The sequence below is a fragment of the Streptomyces sp. NPDC001027 genome (genome assembly GCF_040299045.1).
Lineage (GTDB): Bacteria > Actinomycetota > Actinomycetes > Streptomycetales > Streptomycetaceae > Streptomyces.
Genome location: NZ_JBEPBI010000044.1, coordinates 26,889 through 50,630 on the forward strand (window position 1 = coordinate 26,889; position 23,742 = coordinate 50,630).

The following is a 23,742-nucleotide window of genomic DNA, read 5'->3' on the forward strand; positions in this document are numbered from 1 at the left end:
GGTGAGGCCGTGCCGGAGCGGGGCCCCGGGGGAGGAGCACGCCCGGGGAGCGGGAGCCACCGGGAGGGACACGCCCGGGGAGCGGGATCCACCGGGGTGCGCCGGACGGCGAGTGCTGCCGGGGGGCGTGCCGGACGCCGGGCACCGCCGGGGGACGTGCCCGACGCCGGACACCGCCCTGGGCGCCCCCGACGCCGGGCACCGCCGGGGGCGCCCAGGGCTGGGAGTTACAGGGGAGGCTGGGCCGGGGCGGGTCCCAGCGTCGTCGTCCCCGGCGCCGTGCGGTGGCCCAGACCCGTGCGGTACGCGTCGAGCGCCGCCTCCACCCGCCCCGTGCGCCGCAGCAGGTCCCCCAGCATCCGGCACAGGTCGGCGAGGTCCCCGGCCGCGCCCGCACGCTCCAGCAGGCTGAGGGCGCGCACGTAGTGCTCCTCGGCCGCCTCCGTGTCGCGGGCGTCCTCGGCGATGATGCCGAGGAGGCGGTGGGCGCCGGCCGCGTGCACGGCGCCGCGTTCGGGGGACAGGTCGCCGAGCACCTCCCGCAGCAGCGCGGCGGCCTCCTCCGACCTGCCCCGGCGGTGCAGCACGTCGGCCAGCTCCACGGCGACCTGACTGCTGTAGAGGGCGGCGCGCTGTGCGGAGAGCATGGCCTGGGCTTGCCTCAACTCGTCCTCGGCACGCCCCAGTTCACCGTTCTGGGCGTACACGTAACCGCGCATCCAGTGGCAGTTGGCGAGTTCGGTGCGCAGCTGGAGCTGGCGGTACAGCTCGGCGGCCTTGGCCAGCGAGGCGTCGGCCTCCGCGAGCCGCCCCTCGGCGAGCAGCGTGCGGGCCACCGAACGGTGCATGCGGGCGACCAGCGCGGGGTCGGCGACCTGCGGCGCGAGCGCCAGGGCGAACTCGGCCGCCTGCGCCGCACGGGCCGCCGCCCCCATGTCCATGTACGGGCCGATGACCGACGCGTACAGCAGCAGGAGCGCGTCCGGGTCGTGCAGCCCGCCCCGGTTGAGCTCGTCGAGCGTGGACTCCAACAGGTAGACCGCGTACCGCAGTTCGCCTGCCAGGTAGTGGGCGACGGCGCGGCCGCGCAGGGCGGGGACGCGTGCGGGCAGCGGGGCGCCGGCGAGACGGCTCTCCGCCCGCTCGAAGAAGTCGCGGGCGGCGTCCAGGTCTCCGGTGTCGATGCCGCACTCGCCGAGCCCGAGCAGCGCGCAGGCCTGCTCCTCGCCCAGCGCGTGCTGCTCCGCCTCCGCCAGCAGCGCGCGGTACTGCCGTGCCGCCTCCTCGGCCTCCCCGGCGGCCAGCACGCGCTGGGCCTCGGTCAGCCGCAGCCGCAGATCGGTGACGAGCCGTGCGGGCCGGCCGGTCGCCAGTTCCTCGAAGTCGACGCCGAGCCGCTCGGCGAGGTGTCTGAGCGCCTCGTCGGAGGGCCGCACCCGGCCCGCCTCCAGCGTGGAGACATAGGCAGGGGTGTAGGTCGGCTCTGCCAGCTGGCGCTGGGTCAGTCCCCGCTCGACGCGCAGCCGCTGCACCCGGCGTCCGACGACCTCCGGCTCGTCCCGCTCCACCACTCCCGGCTCCCCCAACCGCCCTTGCGCCTCTTGCCGTTGGAGCATTCCAGCCCCTAGGTTAAACAGTGAGTTAAGCACGCTTAACCGCTTGCTGACGTGAGTATCGCAGTCACCGACGTTGCGAGGCAGCCGTGTTCGGAAACCCCTCCGCGCGCCCTTCCGCACGCCTCTCCGCACGCCCCGCCGCGCCATACGCGAGGGCCCTCGCGGCGGCACTGGTGACCGTCACGGCGCTGATCGCGGCCGCCAACGCGGGCCCGGCCGCCACCGCGGACGCCGTTCCGTCCTCGCCGACGGCCCAGCAGGACGCGGCCGGCCAGCGCTGACACCGTGCCGGGCGCGGGCCGGGGCTCACCCCCCGGTCGTCTGCAGCTGCCGCAACTGCTGCTGGACGTGGTCCAGCGCGCCCTCGCGCCGGCCCGGCACCCGGGCCCGCAGCTCCGCGATCGCCTGCCCCAGCGCCCGGGCCCGCGCCGCGTCGGGGATCCGTCCCCACTGGTGGTGCGCCCGGTCGGCCGCCGCCTCCACGGCGGGCGCGTCGACCGGCTGCCCGGCCTCCAGCCGGGCGAAGGCGACCGTCATCCAGGTACGGCAGCTGCGCTCGGCGTCCCCCGCGAACATCGCCAGGTCAGCGCGCACCTCGGCCCAGTGCAGCGCCGCCTCGGACCCGGGCCCGTGCGACGCCGCCGCGGCCTGCTCCAGCCCGGCGGCGAGCACGTCGGCGTCGGCGTGCCGCCCGGACCGGACGGCGGTGGAGATGGCCGCGTGCGGATCGAGGTCGCGCCTCTCCCGCCCACCCCGGGCCCCTCCACCACCGGCGGCCCCCGGCCCGGGAACCCGGACCGGCGAGGCCACAGGCGTCGGCTCCGCAGGCGTCAGCTGCACGGACGTCGGCTCAGCGGGCGTCAGCTCCGCGAGGGGCACGTCCTCGGGCGTGGCGGGGGCGGGGGCCCCGACGCGCACGCCGGAGGCGGGAGCGGGGACAGGGGCGACGGCGGAGGTCGGGGTTACGGCGGAGGCCGCGTCGGAGACGCGTACCGGAGCGGCGTCGGCCGGGACCGCCGGTGCGGCGGGGACGGGGACGACCGGCCCCGGGGCGTCCGGCCCGACGGAGCCGACCGGCACGACGGGCCCGTTCGGGACGACGGGAGCAGGGGGTACGGGAGAGCCGACGGTTATGACGGAAGCGGGCGGTACGACGGGCGCGACGGCGCCGCCGAGGACGACGGCGTCGGCGGGGTCGGCGGGGTCGGCGGCGACGGCGTAATCGCCAGGCGCGCCGGGGATGCCTGCGACCGCGGGGAGGGCAGCCGTCGGCGGCGAGAACGCAGGCCGGGCGGGGGCTCCCGTCCCCGCGGCGACCGAGGCGACGGCGCCGCCGAGGACGACGGGGTCAGCGGCGACGGCGTAATCGCCAGGCGCGCCGGGGCCCGCGACCACGGCGCCGTCAGGCGCGCCGGGGACGCCCGCGGCTGCGGGGACGCCTGCGGTTGCGGGGAGGACAGCCGTCGGCGGCGAGAGGGCCGGACCGGCGGGGGCTCCCGTCGCCGAGGCGACCGCGGCGACCGACGGCGCTGCGGCGGACGTGGGCCAGACCGGGGGGACCGATGTGACCGGCGTGACTGCGGAGGGTGCGCCGGAGAGCACCAGGTCGCCGACCTCGCCGTCCCCGGCGATCCGGGCCAGCGCCGCCTGGTGCAGCCGCTCGACCGCCGGACGGCCCCCGCTGCGCAGTATCGTCGCGACCGCCTTCATGTACGTCGGCGCGGCGACCTCCCGTCGGCCCGGCGGCGGCGCGATCCGCCCGTAGACGGCGGTCGCGGGCCCGCAGTCCAGCGGATTGCCTCGCAGCCACTGCCAGGTCTCCGGATCCGCGCGCAGGTCGAACACGGCCGTCGTGGCGCCGGGCGCGCGCAGCCGCAGCTCCTCCCGGAACCAGTGCCAGGGGAACCCGGTGTAGCGCACGGTGGAGGGCGTCGTCCTGGCGAGCGCGAGGTGCGGCAGTCGCTGCCGCCGGTCGAGTTGCAGCTGACCCGCGACGAACAGGGTCAGCGGGCCGGGCGCGGCCGCGGCGGCCCGCAGCCGGGTCAGCACGGCCTGCGGCTCCAGCGGATCGGCGAGTTCGACGACGTTCGCGGTGTCGGCGCCGGCCAGCACGGGAGGCGGCACGGCCGCCAGCACGGGGAGCACCGAGGCCGCGTCGACCAGACACCCCTTGCCTCTGGGCGAGGCCGCGAGCAGCAGCACGGTTCCGGGCATGGTCCCCTCCCGCATGTCCCCTCCCCTGTCGATCACGTACCTCAGCACCGTAACCGCTGCTGCTGCAAAGGGGAGCCTCAGGACTGCAAACCTCCCCTTACGGGGCGTTAGTCGCCCTTCGCGGACCGCGGATCGCGCGGCCCGTCGCAGGGCGTCTGCGGGACGTCTGCGGCACGTCCACAGGAAATATCCGCGCATCCGACTTGCCACCGCCCCCGCCCAGGTGTGCCCTGGAAGGCAGGGGCGAGGAGAGAGGAGTCCTCTCATGGCTCATGCGGCACCCGCGTCAGGCATACGGGCCCGGCCGGCCCCGACCCGTGTCCCCGACGTCTTCAGCGAACGGACCCACCGGGCCGCGGAGTGGACGACAGCCGTGGGGCTCGGCCTCGTCTACGGCTACTGGGTCGCGGCCAACAACCGTGCCGGAGGCCCCATCACCGGCTGGAACCTGCTGCTCGGCTTCGTGAGCGCGTTCGCGGTCGCGGTGCTCTGGCTGGGCGTGCACGCCGTCGCCCCGCGGCTGCGGCGCGAACTGCACGCCGCGCTGTGGGCGGTGTTCGCCGGCTGCGCCTTCGGCTTCATGTACAGCGAGACCGGCGCGAGCGTGCTGCGTTCGACCGGCTGGGCGCTGGCGGTGGCGGCGTCCACCTTCGCGGCGCTGTTCTTCCGCTTCTACACGCGTGAGGACGTGGACGGAAACCGCATCCGCTAGGCCCCCACCAGGCCCCCAGGAGGGACGCATCCGCACCCGGGCCCCGGCGATGTTCCGCCGGGGCCCGGGTCTTCCCTCATCCCTCCACTCACCGGCCGACCGGTACCCACTCCCAGCCGTCCGACGAGGTCTGTGACGTTCCGGAGACGCTGAAGCTCCAGGTGCCGGAGAAGCTGAACGACCCGGAGCCGGACACGCCGAACGAGCTGTCGGTGAACGGGTCGTCCCAGTTCGTCCAGTCGCCGTCCTTCCACCGCGGGCACGGGTCGGCGCAGTCGGGCACGTGTGCGCGGCCGACGTCCACGAAGGCGGCGCTCGCCCAGCCCTGGGCTCCGAAGAGCCAGTACCAGTCCGGGTCGCCGTTCACGCTCTGGCCCTTGACCTTGCACTGCACCAGGTCATGGCTGCCGGGCGCGAGCGCCGCGGCGACCGGCGCGTGGGTCGTGGGTTCCTGTCGCACGTTCAGCTCGGTGCGCGAGACGACGGTGCCGCGGATCCCCTCGCCGCCGCCGCCGGCAGACATGACAGGTGCGGCAGGCGCGGCAGGCGCGGCGGTGGCGCCGCCCGCCGCGACGGCGAGGGAGCCGCCCGCGAGCAGGGCCGCGGCCAGGGTTCTCAGGGCCACAGTGGTGCGCATGATCGGCCTCCTTCTCCCCAGAACCAGGAAACACCCGTTCGGGTGAACCCTCCACCGGAGGCCACGACCGGCACGTCACCCGCACGGCCGTCATGGGCTCGCGCTCCACGCTCGGGACCCGTTGCCTGGAGGCGTGTCCCGAAGCCTGCGGACCGCTTGCTCGGCCGCCCTCATCGCCCTGTGCTGCCTGCTCGTGCCGTTCGGCGCGCTCGCGGCCTGGGCCGCGTACGGCCTCACCGACACGCGCAGTTACGTCACGGCGATGGCGCCGCTCGCCTCCGATCCCGACGTGCGGGACGCCGTCGCCGACACCGTGGGCGACGGAGTGGCGCGCGAGGCCGGGATGAACCCGCTGTTCCTGCGCGACGCGTTCCGCTCGTTCACCGCGACCCGCGCCTACCGCACCGCGTGGGACGCGGGCAACGAGGCGGCCCACACCGCGGTCATGCGGGCGCTCCAGGACGACCGGGCCGGCCGCGACGGACGTCCCGTCACCGTGGACCTGGCGACCGTCACCACGCCCCTCAAACAGCAGTTGACGGTGGATCACGTGCCGTTCGCCGCACACATCCCCATCGAGCACACGCAGGTGGCGCTGCTCCCGTCCGACGACCTGGCCGCACTCCGGAAGGGCTACCACGTGCTCGACGTCGCAGGCTTCTGGCTGCCCCTGGCGGCCGTCGTGTTCGGGGTGGCGGGCATCGCGGTGGCGGCCTGCCGTCGCCGGGCCGTCACGGCGACCGCCCTCGGCACCGCGCTCGGCGGCGCGTTCCTCGGCCTCGCGGTCGCCCTCGGCCGCCGGCTGACCCTCGACGACCTCCCCGAGGAGGCTCACCGGCCGGCCGCCGGTGCGGTCTACGACGCCCTCACCGCCACCCTGCGCACGGCCTCCTGGCTGCTGCTGGCGCTGGGCCTGACGGTGGCCGCCGCCACCTGGCTCAGCCGCCCCGGCGCACCCCTGGCCCGTCTCCTGCGACACCGGCGTCACCCCGCGGCCCCCGCCGCCGCCGCGCCGACCCCGGCGCCCCCTCCGGAGCCGACCCGCGTCAGGGCCTGACCGGCCACGATGGCACCGCCGTCCGGGGTGAACGCGTCCGCGGCCCTCCCGCTCAGCCCACCCCGCTCGCCGCGGGTCCGCCCGCCGCGACGCCGGCCAGCACCCGCAGCGCCCGCGCGAGTTCCCGCTCCGGGGCCGAGGCGAGTCCGAGCCGGACGGCGTCCGGGGTGCGGTGCGGGTCCACGGCGAAGGCGGCGCCGGGGGTGACGGCGATGCCGTGGGCGGCCGCCGCGGCCGTGAAGGCCTCGGCGCGCCATGGCGCCGGCAGCTCCCACCAGGCGTAATAGGCGCGCGGATCGGTGCGGACGGCGAACCCGTCGAGGTGCTCGGCGAGGATCGTCTGCCGGCGTTCGGCGTCCGCCCGCTTCCCCTCGACGAGCCGCCGCACCACGCCCTCCTGCGTCCACCGCGTCGCCGCCTCCACGGCGAACCGGCCCGCGCTCCACCCGCCCGACCGGACCGCGGCCGCCGCCTCCCGGGTCCGGTGCTCCGGCACGACGAGGAAGCCGACGGCGAGGCCCGGCGCGACCCGTTTGGAGAGCCCGTCCACCACGTGGACCAGGCCGGGGGCGTGGACGGCGAGCGGCACGGCGTCCGGATGCAGAAACGACCAGATGCGGTCCTCGACGACGGGCAGCTCCAACCCCACCGCGAGCAGGCCCAGTTCGCTTCTGCGGTTCTCGCCGATGGTCGCGGACGTCGGGTTGTGCAGCGTCGGCTGGAGGTAGAGGGCGGAGAGGGGGGCCGCGCGGTGGGCGGCGGCGATCGCGTCGGGCCGCACGCCTTCCGCGTCGCCGGCGAGCGGCACGAGCACCACGCCCAGCCGCGCGGCGACCTCTTTGACCAGCGGATACGTCAGCTCCTCCACCCCGACCCGGCCGCCCGGCCGGACCAGCGAGGCGAGCGCGGCGGCGATCGCCTGGCGGGCGTTGCCCGTGAAGAGGAACCGTTCCGGCTCGGGCCGCCAGCCGGGGACGGCGAGCAGCAGGGCGGCGGCCTCACGCGCGGCCGGCGTGCCGTCGGCGGCGCCCGGCCGCAGGGCCTCGGTCAGCACGTCCGGCCGCAGCAGCGGCGCCAGCACCGGGGCCAGCAGCTCCGACTGACCGGGCGCGGAAGGGTAGTTGAGCTCCAGGTTGACGGGTGCGGCGGTCGCCGCCTCCACCAGCGCGCGCCCCTGCGCGACGGGCGGCGCGGCCCGCACGAAGGTGCCCCGTCCGACCTCGCCCACCACGAGCCCGCGCCGCACGAGTTCGCCGTACACCCGCCCGGCCGTCGACGGCGCGATGCGATGCCTTCGGGCGAACCACCGCTGCGGGGGCAGCCGTTGGCCGGGACGCAGCCGTCCGGCGGCGATGTCGTCGGCGATGCGGTCGGCGATCGACCGGAAGTCGGCCATCGGAACAGGGACCTTCCTCGAGAGGGCGCCCATGACGCCGCGGGCACGGGCAGCGACGCGGGCACGGGCGGAGCCGTGGGCACGGGCGGAGCCGTGGGCACGGGCAGCGCCGTGGGCCTCATTGCACCGAGAGCAAAGATCTTATTGCACCGAGCTGTGCGGCCGCCCTACCGTCGCCGCATGGCACCCTTCCTCGCATACGGGGACGAAGGCGCGCACATGACTCAGGCGCTCCCTCTCGTCCTCGTCCACGGCCACCCGTTCGACCGCACGATGTGGGCTCCGCAGATCGAGGCGTTCTCCGCCTCCCACCGGGTGATCGCCCCCGACCTGCGCGGCTACGGGGCGTCCCCGGTGACCCCCGGCGTCACCCCGCTCTCCCGCTTCGCCGAGGACCTGGAGGAACTGCTCGACGATCTGAAGGCGGAGGCGTTCGTCCTGGCCGGTCTGTCGATGGGCGGCCAGATCGCGATGGAGTGCTTCTCCCGCTTCGGCGAGCGCGTCCGCGGCCTGGTCCTCGCCGACACCGCCCCGTCCCCGGAGACCCCCGGCGGCCGGACGGCGCGCAACGACATGGCGGACCGTCTGCTGGCCGAGGGCATGCGCGGCTACGCCGACGAGGTGCTGGAGAAGATGGTCGCTCCCACCGCGCACCCCGAGGTCAAGGCGCACGTCCACCGCATGATGACGTCCACCGACCCGGAGGGCGCCGCGGCGGCCCTGCGCGGCCGGGCCGAACGCCCCGACTACCGGCCCCTGCTGACCCGGGTCGCCGTCCCCGCCCTGGTCGTGGTCGGCGAGGACGACGCGTACACGCCGGTGGCGGACGCGCAGGCGATGCACGCCCTGCTCCCGCACTCCGTGCTGCACGTCGTCGGCGGCGCCGCCCACCTGCCGAACCTGGAACGCCCGGCGGAGTTCAACGAGGTCCTGGCACGCTTTCTGGCGGCCGTGGAGCCGTAGGACGACGGTGCGGCCGCCCCCGTCACCGGCGGGGCCGCCCGCCGCCGCGGGCCTGCCCCGATACAGCCGGGCTCCGCGCCGTTCTCCGCCTTGACCTGCGCGCTCATAATGAGCGCATGTCCCGCGAGTTCCCCATCGGCCTCACCCCTCCCGACTGGCTGGTGCGGAACCTCCAGCCGCAGCGGGCCTCCCCCGTCAACCGGCCCGCCGTCGCCCGCGCCGCGCTCGCGATGACGCTGCCGCTGGCGGTGGGCCTCGCCGTGGGACAGCCCGCATACGGAGCGCTCACCTCCATGGGCGCCCTCTCCGGCGTCATCGGCGACACCGCCGACGCCTACCGCATGCGGATCCTGAACATCGCCGTCCCCCAGCTGTTCGGCGCGGTCGGCGTGACCCTGGGATCCGCCGTGTACGGGCTCGGCTGGCCGGCGGTGGCCACCGTCACCGGCGTCGCGCTGGTCTCCGGGATGATCTCGACCATCGGTGCCGTCGCGTCCGTGTCCGGACTGCTGCTCCTGCTCAACTGCGTCGTCGGGGCCGGGCTGCCCATGCCCGGCCCCTGGTGGCTGGCGCCCCTGCTGATGACCGGCGGCGGACTCCTCGTGCTCCTGCTCGCCCTGCTGGCCTGGCCGCTGCGCTCCGGGGTCCCCGAGCGCAGCGCGGTCGCCGCCGCGTACCGCACGGTCGCCGACCTGCTGGCGGCCTGCGGCAGCGACGTCCCCGACGCCTACGAGGACGCCCGGCACACCGTCACGCAGTCGCTGAACCAGTCGTACGACCTCATCCTGGCCCGCCGCACCCGTCACCACGGCCGCAGCCCCGAACTGACGCGGCTGGTCGCCCAGTTGAACGCCGTCACCCCCGTCGTGGAGGCGGCTCCCGCGGCCCATCTGGCCGGCCGCCCGCTGCCCCGGGAGGTCCCCGAGGCGGTGCTGCACCTCGCGCGGGCTGTGGAGACCGGCTTCACCGGCCCGATAGACCTGCGGCTGCCCGCCCCCGCCTCGGAGACAGCGCGTGCCGTCGACCACGCCCTGCGGCACGCCGCCGAGGTGGTAGCCGCCCCCGACGCCGAACCCGGCGCCCCGGGCGTCGGCTCGGGCGCAGGCGCAGGCACGGGGGACGACCGGCTAGGCCGTCCGGCGGGGCTGCGGGCGCGGGCCGCCCACGCCGCCCGGGACGTCGCCCTGTCCGCCGCGTCCTGGCGCTACGGCCTGCGGCTGGCCCTGTGCATCGGGCTGGCCCAGGTCCTCGTCTCCACGGTCCCGGTGGCCCGCTCCTACTGGGTCGCCCTCACGATCACCTTCGTCCTGAAGCCGGACTTCGGCTCGGTGTTCTCCCGGGCGCTGCTGCGGGCGCTGGGCACGGTGGCCGGACTGGTGGTCGCGGCGGCCGTGCTCTCGCAGGTGCCGAGGGGGTGGTGGGACGTGCCGGTGATGCTCGTGCTCGCCCCGCTCATCCCCGCGCTCACCCCTCGCGGCTACGGCTACCAGACGGCCGCGATCACACCGGTGATCCTGCTCCTGTCGGACACCCTCAACCACCAGGGGGCCGCCCTGCTGCTGCCCCGCCTGGCGGACTCCCTGATCGGCTGCGGCATCGCGCTCGTCGCCGGTTACCTGCTCTGGCCGGAGAGCTGGCACACCAGGGTCGGCGACAAGCTGGCCGACGCGGTCGCCGACACCGCCCGGTACGCGGACGCGGCCTTCGGACCCGACGTCGACCCCGCCGCCCGCGCCCGCATGCGCCGCCGCCTCTACCGCGACCTGTCGGTCGTGCGCACGGAGTTCCAGCGCGCGCTGACCGAGCCGCCGCCGACCGGACGCCGGGCGGCCGCCTGGTGGCCGCTGGTCGTGGCGGTGGAGCGGATCGTGGACGCGACGACCGCGGCCCGGGTGCGGGTGAAGCACGGGGCCGAACCGCCGTCGGCGCGGGAGGTCGCCCAGGTCACGCTGCAGCTGGACGAGCTGGCCGAGGGCCTGCGGGACACGGAGGTCCTGTATCCCGTCCGCACCGACCTCACCGGACCGCCGGACAGCGTCCTGCAGCCCCTGCGCCAGGAGATCGCGGCGGCGCGGGCCATAGCCTCACCCACCGCATGACGGCCGCAGGGCGGGCTTTCGAGGCGGTGTTGACACACCCGCGTTCCGCACACTCACCCCTGCCCAAGATCACCGCCGGGGGCCGCTAACCTTACGTGTCCGTCCTGGCCAGGGATCGACGGCTACAACTCATGCGAAGGGTTGCGCAAATGGGCATTCTCACTCTCCTGCGGAATGCATTCGGCAGGTCCCGCAAGGGGCGCACGGCCGAGGCAGAGGGTGCGGAACAGGTTCCTTCGCAGGAACAGACCGCCGCCGCGGAGCCGTCCGCGCCGACGTCGACACCGACGCGGGCGCAGGAACCGGCACTCCCCTCCCCCTCTCCCGAGCCCACTCCGACGGCCCAGGTCCCGGAACCCCGCACGGAGTCCCCGAACGAGCACGACCTGGTGGCGGCGGCCTTCGACAACGTCACGGTCCCCAAGCCGACGAGGTCCGAGGAGAACACCGCCCCGGAGCCGGAGGCGTCCACCGCCCCCGGAACACCGACCGAGCCCCCCACCGCCGAGTCGCCCGAGGCCGAGGCCACGGCCGACGCCGACGTCGAGACGGAGGCCGGCGCCCCGACGGAGACGGAAGCCACCGCCGACACCGCCGCCCCGACCGAGGCCGAAGCCACCGGCGACGCCGACACCGACGGCCCGGCGGAGACGGACGCCGCCGCCAACGTCGAGACCGACGCCGAGGCGTCCGCCGAGGCCGCCGAAACCGCGGCGGAGCCGACGGCGGACGTCGCGGCGAACGCCGAGTCGGAGGCCGCGGCCGAGACAGAGCCGCAGACGGCGGCCGACGAAGCCGCGGACAAGGCCGAGGCGGACGCACCCGCCGAGGAGCCCGAGGCGACGACGGCCGCCGCGGACGAGACCGAGGCCGAGCCGAAGGCCGAGGGCGCCGCCGAGCAGGAGCCGACCGCCGAGGTCACGCCCGCCGAGGAGCCGACCACCGAGGTCACGCCCGCCGAGGAGCCGACCGCGGACGCGGCCCCGCAGCCGGACGCCGCACCTGAGGCGGAGGCGGAGGCGCAGACGGAGGCCGAGCCCACCGCCGACGCACCGGCGAAGGCGGACGCACCCGCCGAGGAGCCCGAGGCGACGACGCCGGCCGCCGAGCCGCAGGCCGAGGAGCCCTCGCCCGAGGCGTCGGCGGAGCCGGAAGCCTCAGCGGAGCCGGAAGCCGACGTCCCGGCCGAGGCGGAGCCGGAGGCCGCAGCGGAGCCGGGGGCCGACGTCCCGGTTGAAGAGGCGCCGGAGGCCGAAGCGGAGCCGGGGGCCGACGTCCCGGTTGAAGAGGCGCCGGAGGCCGAAGCGCCCGCCGAGCCGGCGGCAGTGCAGGACGAGCCCGCCGCCGAGATCCCGGCCGAGCCGGAGCCGGAGGCCGCCGAGGTCGCCACCGAGGAGCCGACCGCGGACGCGGCCCCGCAGCCGGACGCCGCACCCGAGGCAGAGGCGGAGGCGGAAGCCGAGCCCGCCCTCGAACCCGCCGCTGCGGCGGCCGAACCCGCACCCGCGGCCGCCGACGGCGAGGACGCCCCGCAGGGGCCACCCGCAGCCGACGACGAGAGCCGCACCGGTGGTGCGGGTGGGGACGACGAGGCCGAGGCCGAAGGCGAGGCCGAGCCCCGCACCGCGGTCCCCGCAACCCTCCGCACCGCGTACACCGCCGCCGCCACCGCCCTCGGCAACGCCGGCCTCGCCGACGCCCGGGCCAAGGTCTACCTCGTGCTGGACCGCTCCGCGAGCATGCGCGCGTACTACAAGGACGGCTCCGCCCAGGCCCTCGCCGAGCAGACCCTCGCCCTCGCGGCGCACCTGGACCCGGCGGCCACGGTCCCCGTGGTGTTCTTCTCCACGGAGCTCGACGGCACCGGCGAGCTGACCCTCGCCGAGCACGAGAACAAGATCGACGAGCTGCACGCCGGCCTCGGCCGCATGGGCCGTACCAGCTACCACGCGGCCGTGGAGGAAGTCCTCGCCCGCCACGGGAAGGAAGCCCCGGGCGCCCCCGCCCTGGTCGTGTTCCAGACGGACGGCGCCCCGGACGCGAAGACCCCGGCCACCCAGGCCCTCACGGACGCCGCGCAGAACCACCCGGCCGTCTTCTTCTCCTTCGTCGCGTTCGGTGAGCACGACAACAAGGCCTTCGACTACCTGCGCAAGCTGAAGACGCCGAACACGTCCTTCTTCCACGCGGGCCCGACCCCGCGCGAGCTGACGGACGCCGAACTGTACGAGGGCGTCCTGGCCACCTGGCGCCCCTGACCCGCCCGCCCGGCCGGCCCGGCGCACCCGCCCGACCGGGGCCGCCGCCCCGCCCGTACCTCCGGCCGCCCGCCTCCCACCCCGTAAAACGGGAGGCGGGCGGCCCACCCGTGTCGGCTACGATTTCAAGTTCAAGGCCCATAAGAGGACCGCCGAAGAACGACCGACTGGGAGCAGCCTCCGATGGCTCGACACCTCATCACCAGCGCCCTTCCGTACATCAACGGAATCAAGCACCTGGGCAACATGGTGGGGTCCATGCTCCCGGCGGACGTGTACTCCCGGTACCTCCGCCAGCGCGGCCACGACGTCCTCTACATCTGTGCGACGGACGAGCACGGCACCCCCGCCGAGCTGGCCGCGAAGGAGCAGGGCCTCCCGGTCGCCGACTTCTGCGCGCAGGCGCACGACGCCCAGAAGGCGGTCTACGACGGCTTCGCGCTGGCCTTCGACTACTTCGGGCGCAGCTCCTCCCCGCAGAACGTCGAGATCACCCAGCACTTCGCCCGCCGCCTCAACGAGAACGGCTTCATCGAGGAGCGGGCGATCCGCCAGGTGTACAGCCCGGCCGACGGCCGCTTCCTCCCGGACCGCTACGTCGAGGGCACCTGCCCCCACTGCGGCTACGACAAGGCCCGCGGCGACCAGTGCGAGAACTGCACCCGCGTCCTGGACCCGACGGACCTGATCGACCCGCGTTCGGCGATCTCCGGCTCCACGGACCTCGAGGTCCGGGAGACGAAGCATCTGTTCCTCCTCCAGTCCAAGCTGCAGCACGAGGTCGAGGAGTGGGTCTCCCGCCACGAGGCGGACTGGCCGCAGCTGGCCTCCTCCATCGCCCGCAAGTGGCTGACCGAGGGTCTGCACGACCGCGCCATCACCCGCGACCTGGACTGGGGCGTGCCGGTGCCGGCCGACACATGGCCGGAGCTGGCCGCCGAGGGCAAGGTCTTCTACGTCTGGTTCGACGCCCCGATCGAGTACATCGCCGCGACGAAGGAGTGGTCGGACGCCGCCCCCGCCGGTGAGACCCGCGACTGGAAGTCGTGGTGGTACGAGGCCGACGGCGGGGAGAACCCGGTGCGCTACACGGAGTTCATGGCCAAGGACAACGTCCCGTTCCACACGGTGATGTTCCCGGCCACCGAGCTGGGCGTGCGCGAGCCGTGGAAGAAGGTCGACTACGTCAAGGCCTTCAACTGGCTGACGTACTACGGCGGCAAGTTCTCCACGTCCCAGAAGCGCGGCGTCTTCACCGACCAGGCGCTGGACGTCCTGCCGGCCGACTACTGGCGCTACTTCCTGATCGCCAACGCCCCCGAGTCGGACGACTCCTCCTTCACCTGGGAGCACTTCACGGCCACGGTGAACAAGGACCTCGCCGACACCCTGGGCAACTTCGTCAACCGCGTCCTGTCCTTCTCCAAGAAGCGCTTCGGCGACGAGGTCCCGGCGGGCAACGCGCCCGGCGAGGCGGAGACGAGGCTCGGGGAGCAGATCGCCGAACTGCTCGCCGAGTACGAGTCGCAGATGGAGGCCCTCCAGTTCCGCAAGGCGGCCGCCGCGCTGCGCGCGCTGTGGTCGGCGGGCAACTCCTACCTCGAGGAGAAGGCCCCGTGGCTGGAGATCAAGACGGACAAGGACGGCGCGGCCCTCACGCTGCGCACGGCGATGAACCTGATCCACCTCTACGCGGTGGTCTCCGAGCCGTTCATCCCGGCGACGGCGAAGATCATGCGTGAGGCCTTCTCCCTCGCCCACGACACGGCGACCTGGGTGACGGCCGACGAGGCCCGCGCCCTCGCCTCCGTCCCCGCCGGCGCCCCCTTCACCGTCCCGCCGGTCCTGTTCGCCAAGCTGCAGGACGAGGACCTGGCGGCGTACAAGGAGCGCTTCGGCGGCACCGAGGAGTGACGCGCCGCGCCTGGGGAGGGACGTTCCGCGTCCCTCCCCGGGTGTCCGCAGGAGAAGCCACAACGGAGAAGACGTAGAGGAAAAGGCGAAGAGGTTCCCCCCTCTTCGGCATGTTCTCGCCAAGCCGTATGGTTTCCGCCATGGCAGTCCCCGAGGTCATTCCGATCGCCTACCAGCCGAGGCGCCGCACCGAGTCCATCGGGCGGTACGCGGACGGTCAGTTCCTCGCGTCGGTCACCTACGCCTTCCCGCAGGGCTTCCGGCTCGACGACGGCTGGGAAGAGCACAAACGCCTCTACACCGTGCTGCACACCTTCGACGCCGAGGGCCGCTACCGCGACTCGGACATCTGGTGCGCCGGCACATGGGCCGAGCAGCAGCGCGACCCGCACGGCGACGACTCGGTCCTCACCCGTGCCCGCGTCCGCCTGGCCACCCTGCTGCGCAGCCTGCCCCGCCGCTCCTACACGGACATCGCCGTCCGCCCCTTCCACCTCACGTACGAGAACGTCCTGTTCGGCCTCGTCATCCGCGAGGACAAGGACGACGACGGCGAGCCGGAGACCTGGGCGGAGCTCTACCCGGACCGCCTCGCCTTCGCGGAGCCGTGGGACGGCACGTACGACACCTGAGCCGCCCCTACGAGAGACGCCCCGCACGCAGTGCCCGTCACGAGCGCCCCGCGGGCCGCCCCCGGGTCAGCGCTCCGAGGCATACGCCACGAAGTCCGCCCACGCACCGGGCGCGAGCGCCAGCCGGGGGCCCTCGACGTTCTTGGAGTCGCGGACGTGCACAGTGCCGGGGGTGACAGCAAGCTCGACGCAGGAGTTGCCGTCGTTGCCACTGCTGTAGCTGCTCTTGAACCACGCCAGCTCGGATGCGTCCCCGGCAGTGGTCTTGCGGATCATGTCTCTCCCAGCAGTTGTTCGATGAAGGCCAGCGACTCCCTTGGCGAGAGGGCCTGAGCCCGGATGGTGCCATACCGCAACTCAAGGATGCGCAGGTGTTTGGGTTCCGAAGTCGGCCGACCGTTGAACGCGCCGTCGGAGCGGCCCACTGCTGAACCGTCTGCGAACTTCAGCAGCTCGATCTTGCCGTCCATGCCGGAGTGGGTCTCACAGTTCAACGGCATCACCTGAAGAACGACGTTGTGCAGCCGACCCACCTCCAACAGACGTTCGAGCTGCTGGCGCAACACCATTCTGCCCCCGATCGGACGGCGCAGGGCCGCCTCTTCCAGGACGAAGCTGAGCGCGGGCGCGGGTGAACGCTCGTAGACCGACGCACGAGCCGCGCGCGCGGCCACCATCAGCTCCACCTCGTCCGGGGAGTAAGGAGGTTGCATGGCTTCGAACAGGGCGCGTGCGTGGTCGGGGACCTGCAAGAGACCGTTGATGCCGTTGCTCTCATAAATGCCGATCTCGACCGCCTGGGCCTCCAACTTGGCCAGCTCCCGAACCTTTTTCGGATACCGGACCTTCTTCACGTCCTCCCAGGCCGCCGCGACGAGTCCGCCCGCGCCCAACACCTCGTCGGCCTTGTCCAGGTACTCCTGGCGGGGGATCCGTTTCCCGCCCTCGACCTTGTAGACCAGGTCCTCTCCGTACCCGATCGCCACCGCGAAGTCGCCGGCACGCATCCCCACCGCCTCCCGCCGCAGCCGCAACTGCCGTCCCACCGTGGCGAGTACGGCCACGCCCCACTCGTCGTCCGGGTCCACCTCCCACCCCGGCTCGTCCGCCTCGGTCCGCAGCCGTACCGCCTCGCCGTCCACCGACATACCGCACCCCTCTGTCGTACCGCCGTGCCGTGACGCCCATACCCGCAGGCCCCTTTCCGACGGTCCGGACAGCGGCCGACAAGCTCCGGACAGTCACCCTGCGTATCGGCGCTGTCACTGCTCACGGTAAGCACGGGCGACCACGCCCGGTCAGGTGAACAGCGAAAAGTCCACCCACGCCCCGCCGCCCGGCCGACGGATGACGACACGGGCGCCGGAACCCGACCGCGTGGGTTCCGGTGCCGTCGGCCGTCTTTCCCAAAGGACCACGAGAGGGAAAGGACCCCGCCAAGCCCCACCCCTCCCGCCCACGGTGCACGCTCACTCGCGCGAGTGAACATCGCCAACTGGGCTGGATAAGTGCTGGGTTGCCTGCTCTACGCTCAGCGCAGCACGACACCGCACAACGATCCCAGACATGCAACGGCCCTCGCGGGGACTGGCATCCCACTGCGAGGGCCTGACCACCAAGGAAGTCGACCCTTCCCGATGGACACCCAAAACCCTAGCGTGCGCCCGCACGCCCAGCCCCGTATCAGCGGGAAAAACCACCCCTACCGGCACGCCCACGCGAAGGGGCACCCCGGCGGCGTCACCCACGACAACGCCCGCCACACCACCCGCTTCACGGTGATCGGCAACCACCTCGCCCAGCACCCGGACCTTTCGCTGCTGGCGATCGGACTGGCCTGCCACATCCAGTCCCTCCCCACCGGCGCCCCCATCGACATCAAGACCCTGGCCGCCCGCTTCCCCGAGGGCCCGACCCGGATCGCCGCCGCCCTGCGCGAACTGGAGACCCACGGCTACCTGCGCCGCACCCGCGAACGCACCCCGACCGGCCGCATCGTCACCCGCACGGTCTCCTGCAACCAGCCCGGCCGACGCGGCGCCACGACCGAAACGGGCGAGGCGCCCAAGCCCCCGCCCCGCCGCGCGGCCGCCGCCCCGCAGCAGAAACCCGCGCGCCGCCGCGCCCTCCCCGCCGTACCGAAGCCCGCGTACACCTCCCCCGCCCTCCTTCGGCAGGCCACCGACGTCCTCGCCGAGCTCCGCCGCGAGGACCCCCGCCTCCTCCTCTCCGCCACCGACGCCGAGCACCTGGCCCCCGGAGTCGCCGCCTGGCTGGAGCGCGAGCTCACCCCGACCGCCGTACGCAAGGCCCTGGCCGGCGACCTGCCCCTGGAGCCCCTGGTCCGCCCCGCCGCCTTCCTGGCCCACCGCCTGACAGCCAAGCTCCCGCCCCTCCCACCCTTCCGCACCCCAGAGCCACCACCACCCGTCCGGTACCCCCTGCGGATCTGCGACACCTGCAACCTCGGCTACCGCGGCCCCGACCCCCGCCATTGCCGGGGCTGCGCCTCTACGGGCCATGGTTCCAGTGCCTCCGACGCCGGTATCGGGGAGACCTCCCCCACCGAACAGGGGCGATCGTGACAGGCCGCTCACAGCCCGCTCAGCTCCCGATCCGGCTCCTCCGCGGCCTCGTCTGGATACCCTGGCCAGGGCACCCTGTGGAGGACACCATGAGCACTCAGGCCGATCACGGACACGAGCTGATCCCGCGTCCCGAGCAGAGTCCTGACGCCCTGCGCACGGCTCTCGCCGTCGTCGATCCCGGTCGCCTGGACGAGATGCAGGCCACGAAGGACGACGCCTTCGCCAAGGCCGTGGAGTGGCAGTCCCTCAGCCCGGTGCGGAGCTGGGTCCTCACCTGGGCCCGGGACATCGAGATCGCCCGGCGCCCCGGCCTCTCCTCCCGCTTCGCACGGGCACAGAGCAGGCTGGAGCACGAAGATGCCGCCATCGCCCAGGAGGCCCTGAGGGAGCTGAGCGCCGTCCTGGACGAAGCCATGAAGGCAGTGCGCGGTTGAGCTGGAAGTGGGAGTACGCCTTCGGTGCGGAGGAAATGTTCAGATACCAGGTCGTCGTACGCAGCGAACGCGTCTACGTCGTCCAGATCACCTGCCTGGGGTACTGAAAGCGGTAAGGAGAGCCGTCCGTCCCCGAAGCGAGCCGTGTGTGTGAACCACCCCGCGGCGTGGGGACGCGAGGGCCGGGGGCTCGTGGTCTCCCGGCCCTCGCGTGTATGGGGGGCTACTTCAGGACGGCCGCGCCCGTCGTCGTCGCCAGCGAGGTCGGCAGGTTCTTCGCCGACGTCTCCAGGCCCGCCGTCAGGGTCGGGGTCCAGTTGACCGTCGTCTTCAGGTCCTTCGAGGACGCGGCGTTGTACGCGGCGACGACGTCGGTCACCGTGCCGTTGACGAGGTTGCCGGAGCCCTTGACCGCGCCGGTGCCGTCGCCGCTGAGGAGCTTCGCGACCTTGCCGCCGGACGGCAGCTTCCAGTAGTTGTCCTCGGCGACGACCTGCGCCTTGGCGCGGGAGTTGATGCTGTACTGCGTCGCGTAGCCGTTGAGGGGCGTCACGTCGTACAGGTTGTTGTAGATGTGGACCTGGCCGACGCGGGCCAGCGGGGCGCGCTGGACGATGCCCTTCCAGACGTTGTGGTGGATCGAGACGCGCAGCTTGCCGGCCGGCTCGCTGTCGCTGCTGCCGATCAGCATCGTCTTGTCGTGGTTGGTGAACTGGTTGCGCGAGACGGTCACCAGGTCCGAGCTCTTGGTGATGTCGAGGGACCCGTCGTGGACCTGGTACTCGCGGCCGTAGTACTTCGGGTTGACGCTGTCCAGGTGGGGCGCGTCGGTGAACGTGTTGTGGTCGGCCCAGACGTGGGTGGCGCCGCGCAGGGAGACCGAGTCGTAGTTGGAGTTCCAGTTGCCGGTGGAACCGTCGGTCGGGTCCCACTGCGGGAAGCAGTCCTCGGTGGCGGCGAAGTTCAGGTTGCGGACGATGACGTTGTCCACGTTCTGGATCAGCAGCATGCCGCCGGATATCCCGGCGGCCGTGCCGGGCACGCCGACCAGGCTCGTGTTGGCGGGCACCTTGAAGACGACGTTCTTCGCCTGCTTGGTCTGGGCGGCGGCGCGGGCCTTCTCCTGCGTGCCGGAGGGCAGCTTCGAGCGGCCGTACACGGCGGGGTCGTACGCCTTGAGGTACGACGACAGCGAGTAGCCGGCGCCCGCCGCGTAGTCCGCGCAGGTCAGCTTCTTCCCGGCGTCGTTCGTGTTGGCGTCGATCCTGCCCTTGACCTTGATGATCCGGGGGGCGGTGTCGGACGCCGAGCCCAGCGCCTTCACCAGCTCGGCGCGGGTGGAGACGGTGAAGGTGTGCGCGGCGTCGGCCTTGGCGCCGCCGGTGGTGCCCGCGCCGGAGGAGCCCCAGCCGTCCTTGGCCGCGAGCGTCTGGTGGTACAGGTCGACGGGCGAGGCGTTCGCGTTCATCACGACGACTCCGGCGCCGACGCCCGCGGCCACCGCGGCGGCGGTGAGAACGAGGACGCGGCGCGAGCGGAGGGACCGGCGGTGGGAGGCAGCTGCCACGGGGGGATCCTTACGGGGAGGAGCGGGCTTACGACCGGTCAGTGGTCGCCGTGCGGTGAAGAGTTGCCGCTGATCGAGAATTTTTTCGGCGGACCCGGACGCCTCGCGAGGAAACGCCTTCACGATTCCCGCACCACCCCCTTAAGGTGCGCATCGGGGGCGAACGGCCCCCACGGGGGAGGGATCACCGCAGATCGGCGGACCGGACCGGCCCCCGGACAAGGGGGGGCGCACGCGATACGGCGGCACGCCCGCACCGCCGCCCGCACCGACGTCCACACCGACGCGCCCACCCACCGGCACACCTCACCTGGGGGACCCACATGGCACTCTTCGGCAACGCACACCCCATCGACCCCGCACAGGCCCAGCAGGACTACGCGCGGCTGCTCGGTCACGGGGAGCAGGTGCAGGCCGCGTTCCTGCTGATCCGCGACACCATCATGTTCACGGACCGCCGTCTGATCCTCGTCGACAAGCAGGGCATCACCGGCAAGAAGACCGAGTACCACTCCATCCCGTACCGCAGCATCACCCACTTCGCCGTGGAGACCGCCGGCACCTTCGACCTCGACGCCGAGCTGAAGATCTGGGTCTCCGGCTCGTCCATGCCGATCGAGAAGACCTTCACCAAGGGCGTCGACATCTACGAGGTTCAGGCGATCCTCACGCAGTACGTGGCCAAATAGCGTCCTCGCCCCCGGCCGCGACACGGGGCGCGCCGCGTCCGCCCTACACTCACGCGGGGCACGGGCGCCGTGTGGACCTTCCCCGGCTTCACCGCCGGCCCCGTCGCCGCCCGCAGCCGGGTCTTCACCGCCGCCTCGGTCGGACTCGCCCAGCAGAGCCTCACCCTGCTGGGCGGAAACGGGCTGGGCTGGGTGATCTGAGCCCGCGTCCCCCGCCGCGCCCCGGTCACCTGGTACGACTACCCGGTGGACCTTCTCCGACCCCACCTCCGCCTGCTGGCCGAGGTCTTCGGGACGGCCGCCCCCGGCGCCCCCTGGGCACTGGCGGGCGGCTACGCCCTGCAGGCACACGGTCTGATCCAACGTCCGCACGCCAACGTGGACTTGGCGACGGAGAGCGCGGTGCCGATGTCCCGGCTCGCCGAGTCGCTGAGCACGGCGCTCACCGCCGCGGGCCGTCACGGGGTGACGCTCGAGGACACGGACCCGCTGTCCGCGCACCTGACCGTGCCGGACCCCGACTCGGACACCGTCCTCCGGTTGGCCCTGCACAAGGAGACGTTCTGGAGCCCGCCCGTCGCGACCCCGTACGGGCCGGCGCTCGCTCCGGGGGACGCGGTGGGCACGAAGATCCGGGCGCTCTACGACCGGGGGCTGGCCGTCGACCTGATCGACGCGAGGGCGGCGTCCGCCCGCTTCACCCATCCCGAGCTGGAGGAACTGGCCCGCCGTCACGCCCGGGACGACTTCGACCTGCCCGCCCTGCGAACCCGTCTGGAGGGCACCGACCACTTCCCGGACTCGGCGTTCGAGGCGTACGGCCTCAGCGAGGACCAGCTCACGGACCTGCGGGCGTGGGCCCAGGCCTGGTCGACGGACATCGCGGAACGGCTGCTGGAGGAGGGGGCGTCACCGGACGAGTGAACGGGACGCCCCCCGGAGCGCGAGCGGCGGTCAGCCTGACGAGGCCGACGCGCCGGGCTGGACGCCGGCGCCGGCGCCGTCGTGGGTGGCGTCCGGCTCGACGGCCATGGTGATCGAGCCGACCACACCCCTCGCGATGTTCCTCCTGTCGTACTTCAGCTTGAGCAGGCCTCCCTGGGTGCCGCTCTGGTCGTAGATGGTGTCCTCGGCGAGGGTGGTGCGTTCGGTGGTGCTGGTGGAGTACGGCGCCACCGCGGCCGAGGCGAGGACGGCCGTCTCGTCGAAGAAGAACTGCCCGGTGTGGCAGGCGTGCCCGCCCTCGTACCCGGCGTCGGTCCACTTCCCGTCCACGTGCACCTTGGTGTGGATGTGGACGGTACGGCCCCGGTACCAGCCCGGGAACACCGTCTTGAAGGTGACGCGGCCCTGCCGGTCGGTCCTCCAGGTGCCGCGCAGATAGCGCTCGTCGTCGGTCGGCTCCTCGTGACCGCCGCCGCCCCCGCCTCCGGAGGGCGGCTCACCGGTCGGAGCGCCGGTGGGCGCGTCGGTCGGGGCGCCGCCGCCACCGCCACCGCCGGTGGAGAGGCTCTCGTAGCCCGAGTAGACGCCGAGGGCGTCGCAGTGCCAGATGTCGACGGCGGCGTCGGCGACGGGCTTGCACGTCTGGGAGTCGATCACTTTCAGGGCGAGGGTGAGGGGAATGCCCTCCTTGTCCTCGGTGATGTCCCGGCGGATCTTGTCGGCGTCGATGTAGTAGGGGCCCTCGGTGGTCTCGGAGGTGAGCAGGTAGCAGGCCTCGGCGGAACCGGCGGAGGCCGTGGCCTTGGCGCCGCCCTTCGCGGGCTTCTTCTCCCCGGCGAAGGCGCCGGCGGCGAGCGCCCCGCCCGCGCCGACGGCGACGGCCGCGCCCGCACCGGCCACGACGACCTTGCGGCGCGTCAGATCCCGCTTGTGCCGCGGCCCTTGCCGTCCGGCCGTGGCGTTCGGACCGCCGGTGACGTCCCCGTTGCTCGCGTTGTTCTCGTGGTTTCCCGTCATGGCCGCGAAGGTAGGGACCTGGGCTGTCAGAGGCATGGGAACGACCTGTGGAACGGCAAGGTCAGGCAGCGACCCTCAGGCACACACGTTCGTTTTCGGCCTGCTCACGGCAAAGACGCCCGGCGAGCCCGGTCCTACCGAGACCCGCCCGACCAAGACCCGCCCTACCGGAACCCTTCACGGCGGAAGCACCCGGCGAGCCCTGCCTACCAGGCCCGCCCCACCAGATCCCGCCCTACCGACCCCCGTCCCGTCGAACCCCGGCCGACCGAACCGCGTCCCACCGCGCCCGTTCTACCGGGACGCGAGCGCCGACGACGTTCCGTGCGAGGGCGGTGCGGCGGGGCGGGGCCCCAGGCCCGCGCGCGCCGCCGTGAGGTGCTCGAGACCCGTCTTCGCCAGCCGGGTGGCCTCCTCGTACTCCGCGGGGGTGCGGGCCGTGGCCAGTCGGCGCCGGGCCGCGCGGTGGCATTCGGCCGCGTGCGTCAGCGAGCGCTCCGCGGCTGCGTCGGCCCCGGCCCAGGCCCGTACGTCCGGTGGGACGAGCCCGCCGGCCAGCCGGACGAGCCAGTGGTGGGCCTCGGCCTCCGCGTCCAGGCCGGACGCGGGACGCCGCCGGTCGCGGCGCTGGGTCACCACGCACACCACCGCGCCGACGATCAGCAGCACCGACAGCATGATCGCGAACCCCGTGGAATCCATCGCCGCTCCCTTCACGTCCCGGCCCTCGCCGGCCCCTGGTCTGGTCTGGTCTCTTCTCCTTCATGATCCGGCGGCCCGCTGTGCCCGCCCCGGGATGTTCCTGTGGGGCGCCGGTGAGGCGCGCAGGAGGGGAAGGGCGTGGAGCGCCTGAGGGGCGAGTACCCCGGACGGGACTCGTCCAGTCGGGCGAGGGGGGCTGTCAGTCGTCGCCGAGGGAAACGGGCGTGGGGGGGGGGCGCCCGGGCGGGGGGGGGGCCCCCCCCCGGAATGCGGGGGCGCGCCGGCGGGGGGCGGGCCGCCGC

21 protein-coding genes are annotated in these 23,742 nt (G+C 73.7%); 12 read left to right on the forward strand and 9 right to left on the reverse strand.

Features of this window, described 5'->3' with window-relative positions:
• Positions 1-227: 227 nt before the first annotated feature.
• Positions 228-1,571, reverse strand: coding sequence for a helix-turn-helix domain-containing protein (locus tag ABT300_RS15445; RefSeq protein ID WP_351675371.1), 1,344 nt, complete (start codon positions 1,569-1,571; stop codon positions 228-230).
• Positions 1,572-1,922: 351 nt separating this feature from the next.
• Complete coding sequence (locus ABT300_RS44495; RefSeq protein WP_502977947.1) at positions 1,923-3,830, reverse strand: hypothetical protein; 1,908 nt, start codon at positions 3,828-3,830, stop codon at positions 1,923-1,925.
• A gap of 265 nt (positions 3,831-4,095) precedes the next feature.
• Between ABT300_RS44495 and ABT300_RS15460 the strand changes: the two genes are divergently transcribed.
• Complete coding sequence (locus ABT300_RS15460; protein ID WP_351675308.1) at positions 4,096-4,542, forward strand: hypothetical protein; 447 nt, start codon at positions 4,096-4,098, stop codon at positions 4,540-4,542.
• Positions 4,543-4,630: 88 nt separating this feature from the next.
• Here the strand turns inward: ABT300_RS15460 and ABT300_RS15465 are convergent, their stop codons facing one another.
• Complete coding sequence (locus ABT300_RS15465) at positions 4,631-5,179, reverse strand: SH3 domain-containing protein (RefSeq protein ID WP_351675311.1); 549 nt, start codon at positions 5,177-5,179, stop codon at positions 4,631-4,633.
• Between the two features lie 133 nt (positions 5,180-5,312).
• Here ABT300_RS15465 and ABT300_RS15470 point away from each other — a divergent pair, with 133 nt between their 5' ends.
• Positions 5,313-6,236: a hypothetical protein gene (locus ABT300_RS15470; protein WP_351675313.1), complete on the forward strand. Its 924-nt coding sequence runs from the start codon at positions 5,313-5,315 to the stop codon at positions 6,234-6,236.
• 52 nt (positions 6,237-6,288) lie between these two features.
• On the opposite strand, the gene ABT300_RS15475 is transcribed toward ABT300_RS15470, so the two are convergent.
• Positions 6,289-7,632, reverse strand: a complete 1,344-nt coding sequence (locus ABT300_RS15475) for an aminotransferase-like domain-containing protein (protein WP_351675316.1) — start codon at positions 7,630-7,632, stop codon at positions 6,289-6,291.
• A gap of 180 nt (positions 7,633-7,812) precedes the next feature.
• Between ABT300_RS15475 and ABT300_RS15480 the strand changes: the two genes are divergently transcribed.
• From ABT300_RS15480 to ABT300_RS15500, 5 genes are all read left to right on the forward strand, one after another.
• A complete protein-coding gene (locus ABT300_RS15480; protein WP_351675319.1) occupies positions 7,813-8,595 on the forward strand; it encodes an alpha/beta fold hydrolase in 783 nt (260 codons plus the stop codon).
• A gap of 116 nt (positions 8,596-8,711) precedes the next feature.
• A complete protein-coding gene (locus ABT300_RS15485) occupies positions 8,712-10,694 on the forward strand; it encodes an FUSC family protein (RefSeq protein ID WP_351675321.1) in 1,983 nt (660 codons plus the stop codon).
• A gap of 149 nt (positions 10,695-10,843) precedes the next feature.
• Positions 10,844-12,952, forward strand: a complete 2,109-nt coding sequence (locus tag ABT300_RS15490; RefSeq protein ID WP_351675324.1) for a VWA domain-containing protein — start codon at positions 10,844-10,846, stop codon at positions 12,950-12,952.
• 183 nt (positions 12,953-13,135) lie between these two features.
• Positions 13,136-14,866 carry a methionine--tRNA ligase gene (metG, locus tag ABT300_RS15495; protein WP_351675327.1) on the forward strand — a complete coding sequence of 577 codons (1,731 nt, stop codon included), beginning with the start codon at positions 13,136-13,138 and terminating at the stop codon, positions 14,864-14,866.
• Positions 14,867-15,006: 140 nt separating this feature from the next.
• Positions 15,007-15,498 (forward strand): hypothetical protein, encoded by a 492-nt coding sequence (locus ABT300_RS15500; RefSeq protein WP_351675330.1) that lies wholly within the window; start codon positions 15,007-15,009, stop codon positions 15,496-15,498.
• A 66-nt stretch (positions 15,499-15,564) separates the two neighbouring features.
• Here the strand turns inward: ABT300_RS15500 and ABT300_RS15505 are convergent, their stop codons facing one another.
• Both ABT300_RS15505 and ABT300_RS15510 read right to left on the reverse strand, forming a co-directional pair.
• Positions 15,565-15,774 (reverse strand): DUF397 domain-containing protein, encoded by a 210-nt coding sequence (locus tag ABT300_RS15505; RefSeq protein ID WP_351675332.1) that lies wholly within the window; start codon positions 15,772-15,774, stop codon positions 15,565-15,567.
• Positions 15,771-16,646 (reverse strand): helix-turn-helix domain-containing protein, encoded by an 876-nt coding sequence (locus ABT300_RS15510; RefSeq protein WP_351675335.1) that lies wholly within the window; start codon positions 16,644-16,646, stop codon positions 15,771-15,773. Before ABT300_RS15510 ends, ABT300_RS15505 begins: the two co-directional genes overlap by 4 nt.
• 489 nt (positions 16,647-17,135) lie before the next feature.
• On the opposite strand from ABT300_RS15510, the gene ABT300_RS15515 reads away from it, so the two are divergent.
• Positions 17,136-18,083 (forward strand): helix-turn-helix domain-containing protein, encoded by a 948-nt coding sequence (locus tag ABT300_RS15515; protein WP_351675337.1) that lies wholly within the window; start codon positions 17,136-17,138, stop codon positions 18,081-18,083.
• A gap of 89 nt (positions 18,084-18,172) precedes the next feature.
• Entirely contained in the window at positions 18,173-18,520 is a 348-nt protein-coding gene (locus ABT300_RS15520; RefSeq protein ID WP_351675340.1) for a hypothetical protein, read from the forward strand.
• Positions 18,521-18,743: 223 nt separating this feature from the next.
• On the opposite strand, the gene ABT300_RS15525 is transcribed toward ABT300_RS15520, so the two are convergent.
• Entirely contained in the window at positions 18,744-20,087 is a 1,344-nt protein-coding gene (locus tag ABT300_RS15525) for a pectate lyase family protein (protein ID WP_351675343.1), read from the reverse strand.
• 323 nt (positions 20,088-20,410) lie between these two features.
• On the opposite strand from ABT300_RS15525, the gene ABT300_RS15530 reads away from it, so the two are divergent.
• The 3 genes from ABT300_RS15530 to ABT300_RS15540 all read left to right on the forward strand — a co-directional run bounded on the left by ABT300_RS15530 (position 20,411) and on the right by ABT300_RS15540 (position 21,700).
• Positions 20,411-20,776: a PH domain-containing protein gene (locus ABT300_RS15530; protein ID WP_351675346.1), complete on the forward strand. Its 366-nt coding sequence runs from the start codon at positions 20,411-20,413 to the stop codon at positions 20,774-20,776.
• 69 nt (positions 20,777-20,845) lie between these two features.
• On the forward strand, positions 20,846-20,977 hold the full coding sequence (locus ABT300_RS15535) for a hypothetical protein (protein WP_351675349.1): 132 nt from the start codon (positions 20,846-20,848) through the stop codon (positions 20,975-20,977).
• A 45-nt stretch (positions 20,978-21,022) separates the two neighbouring features.
• A complete protein-coding gene (locus tag ABT300_RS15540; protein ID WP_351675352.1) occupies positions 21,023-21,700 on the forward strand; it encodes a hypothetical protein in 678 nt (225 codons plus the stop codon).
• 30 nt (positions 21,701-21,730) lie between these two features.
• Here the strand turns inward: ABT300_RS15540 and ABT300_RS15545 are convergent, their stop codons facing one another.
• Both ABT300_RS15545 and ABT300_RS15550 read right to left on the reverse strand, forming a co-directional pair.
• Positions 21,731-22,738 carry an intradiol ring-cleavage dioxygenase gene (locus ABT300_RS15545; protein WP_351675354.1) on the reverse strand — a complete coding sequence of 336 codons (1,008 nt, stop codon included), beginning with the start codon at positions 22,736-22,738 and terminating at the stop codon, positions 21,731-21,733.
• Between the two features lie 294 nt (positions 22,739-23,032).
• Positions 23,033-23,440, reverse strand: a complete 408-nt coding sequence (locus tag ABT300_RS15550) for a hypothetical protein (RefSeq protein ID WP_351675356.1) — start codon at positions 23,438-23,440, stop codon at positions 23,033-23,035.
• Between the last annotated feature and the right edge of the window lie 302 nt (positions 23,441-23,742).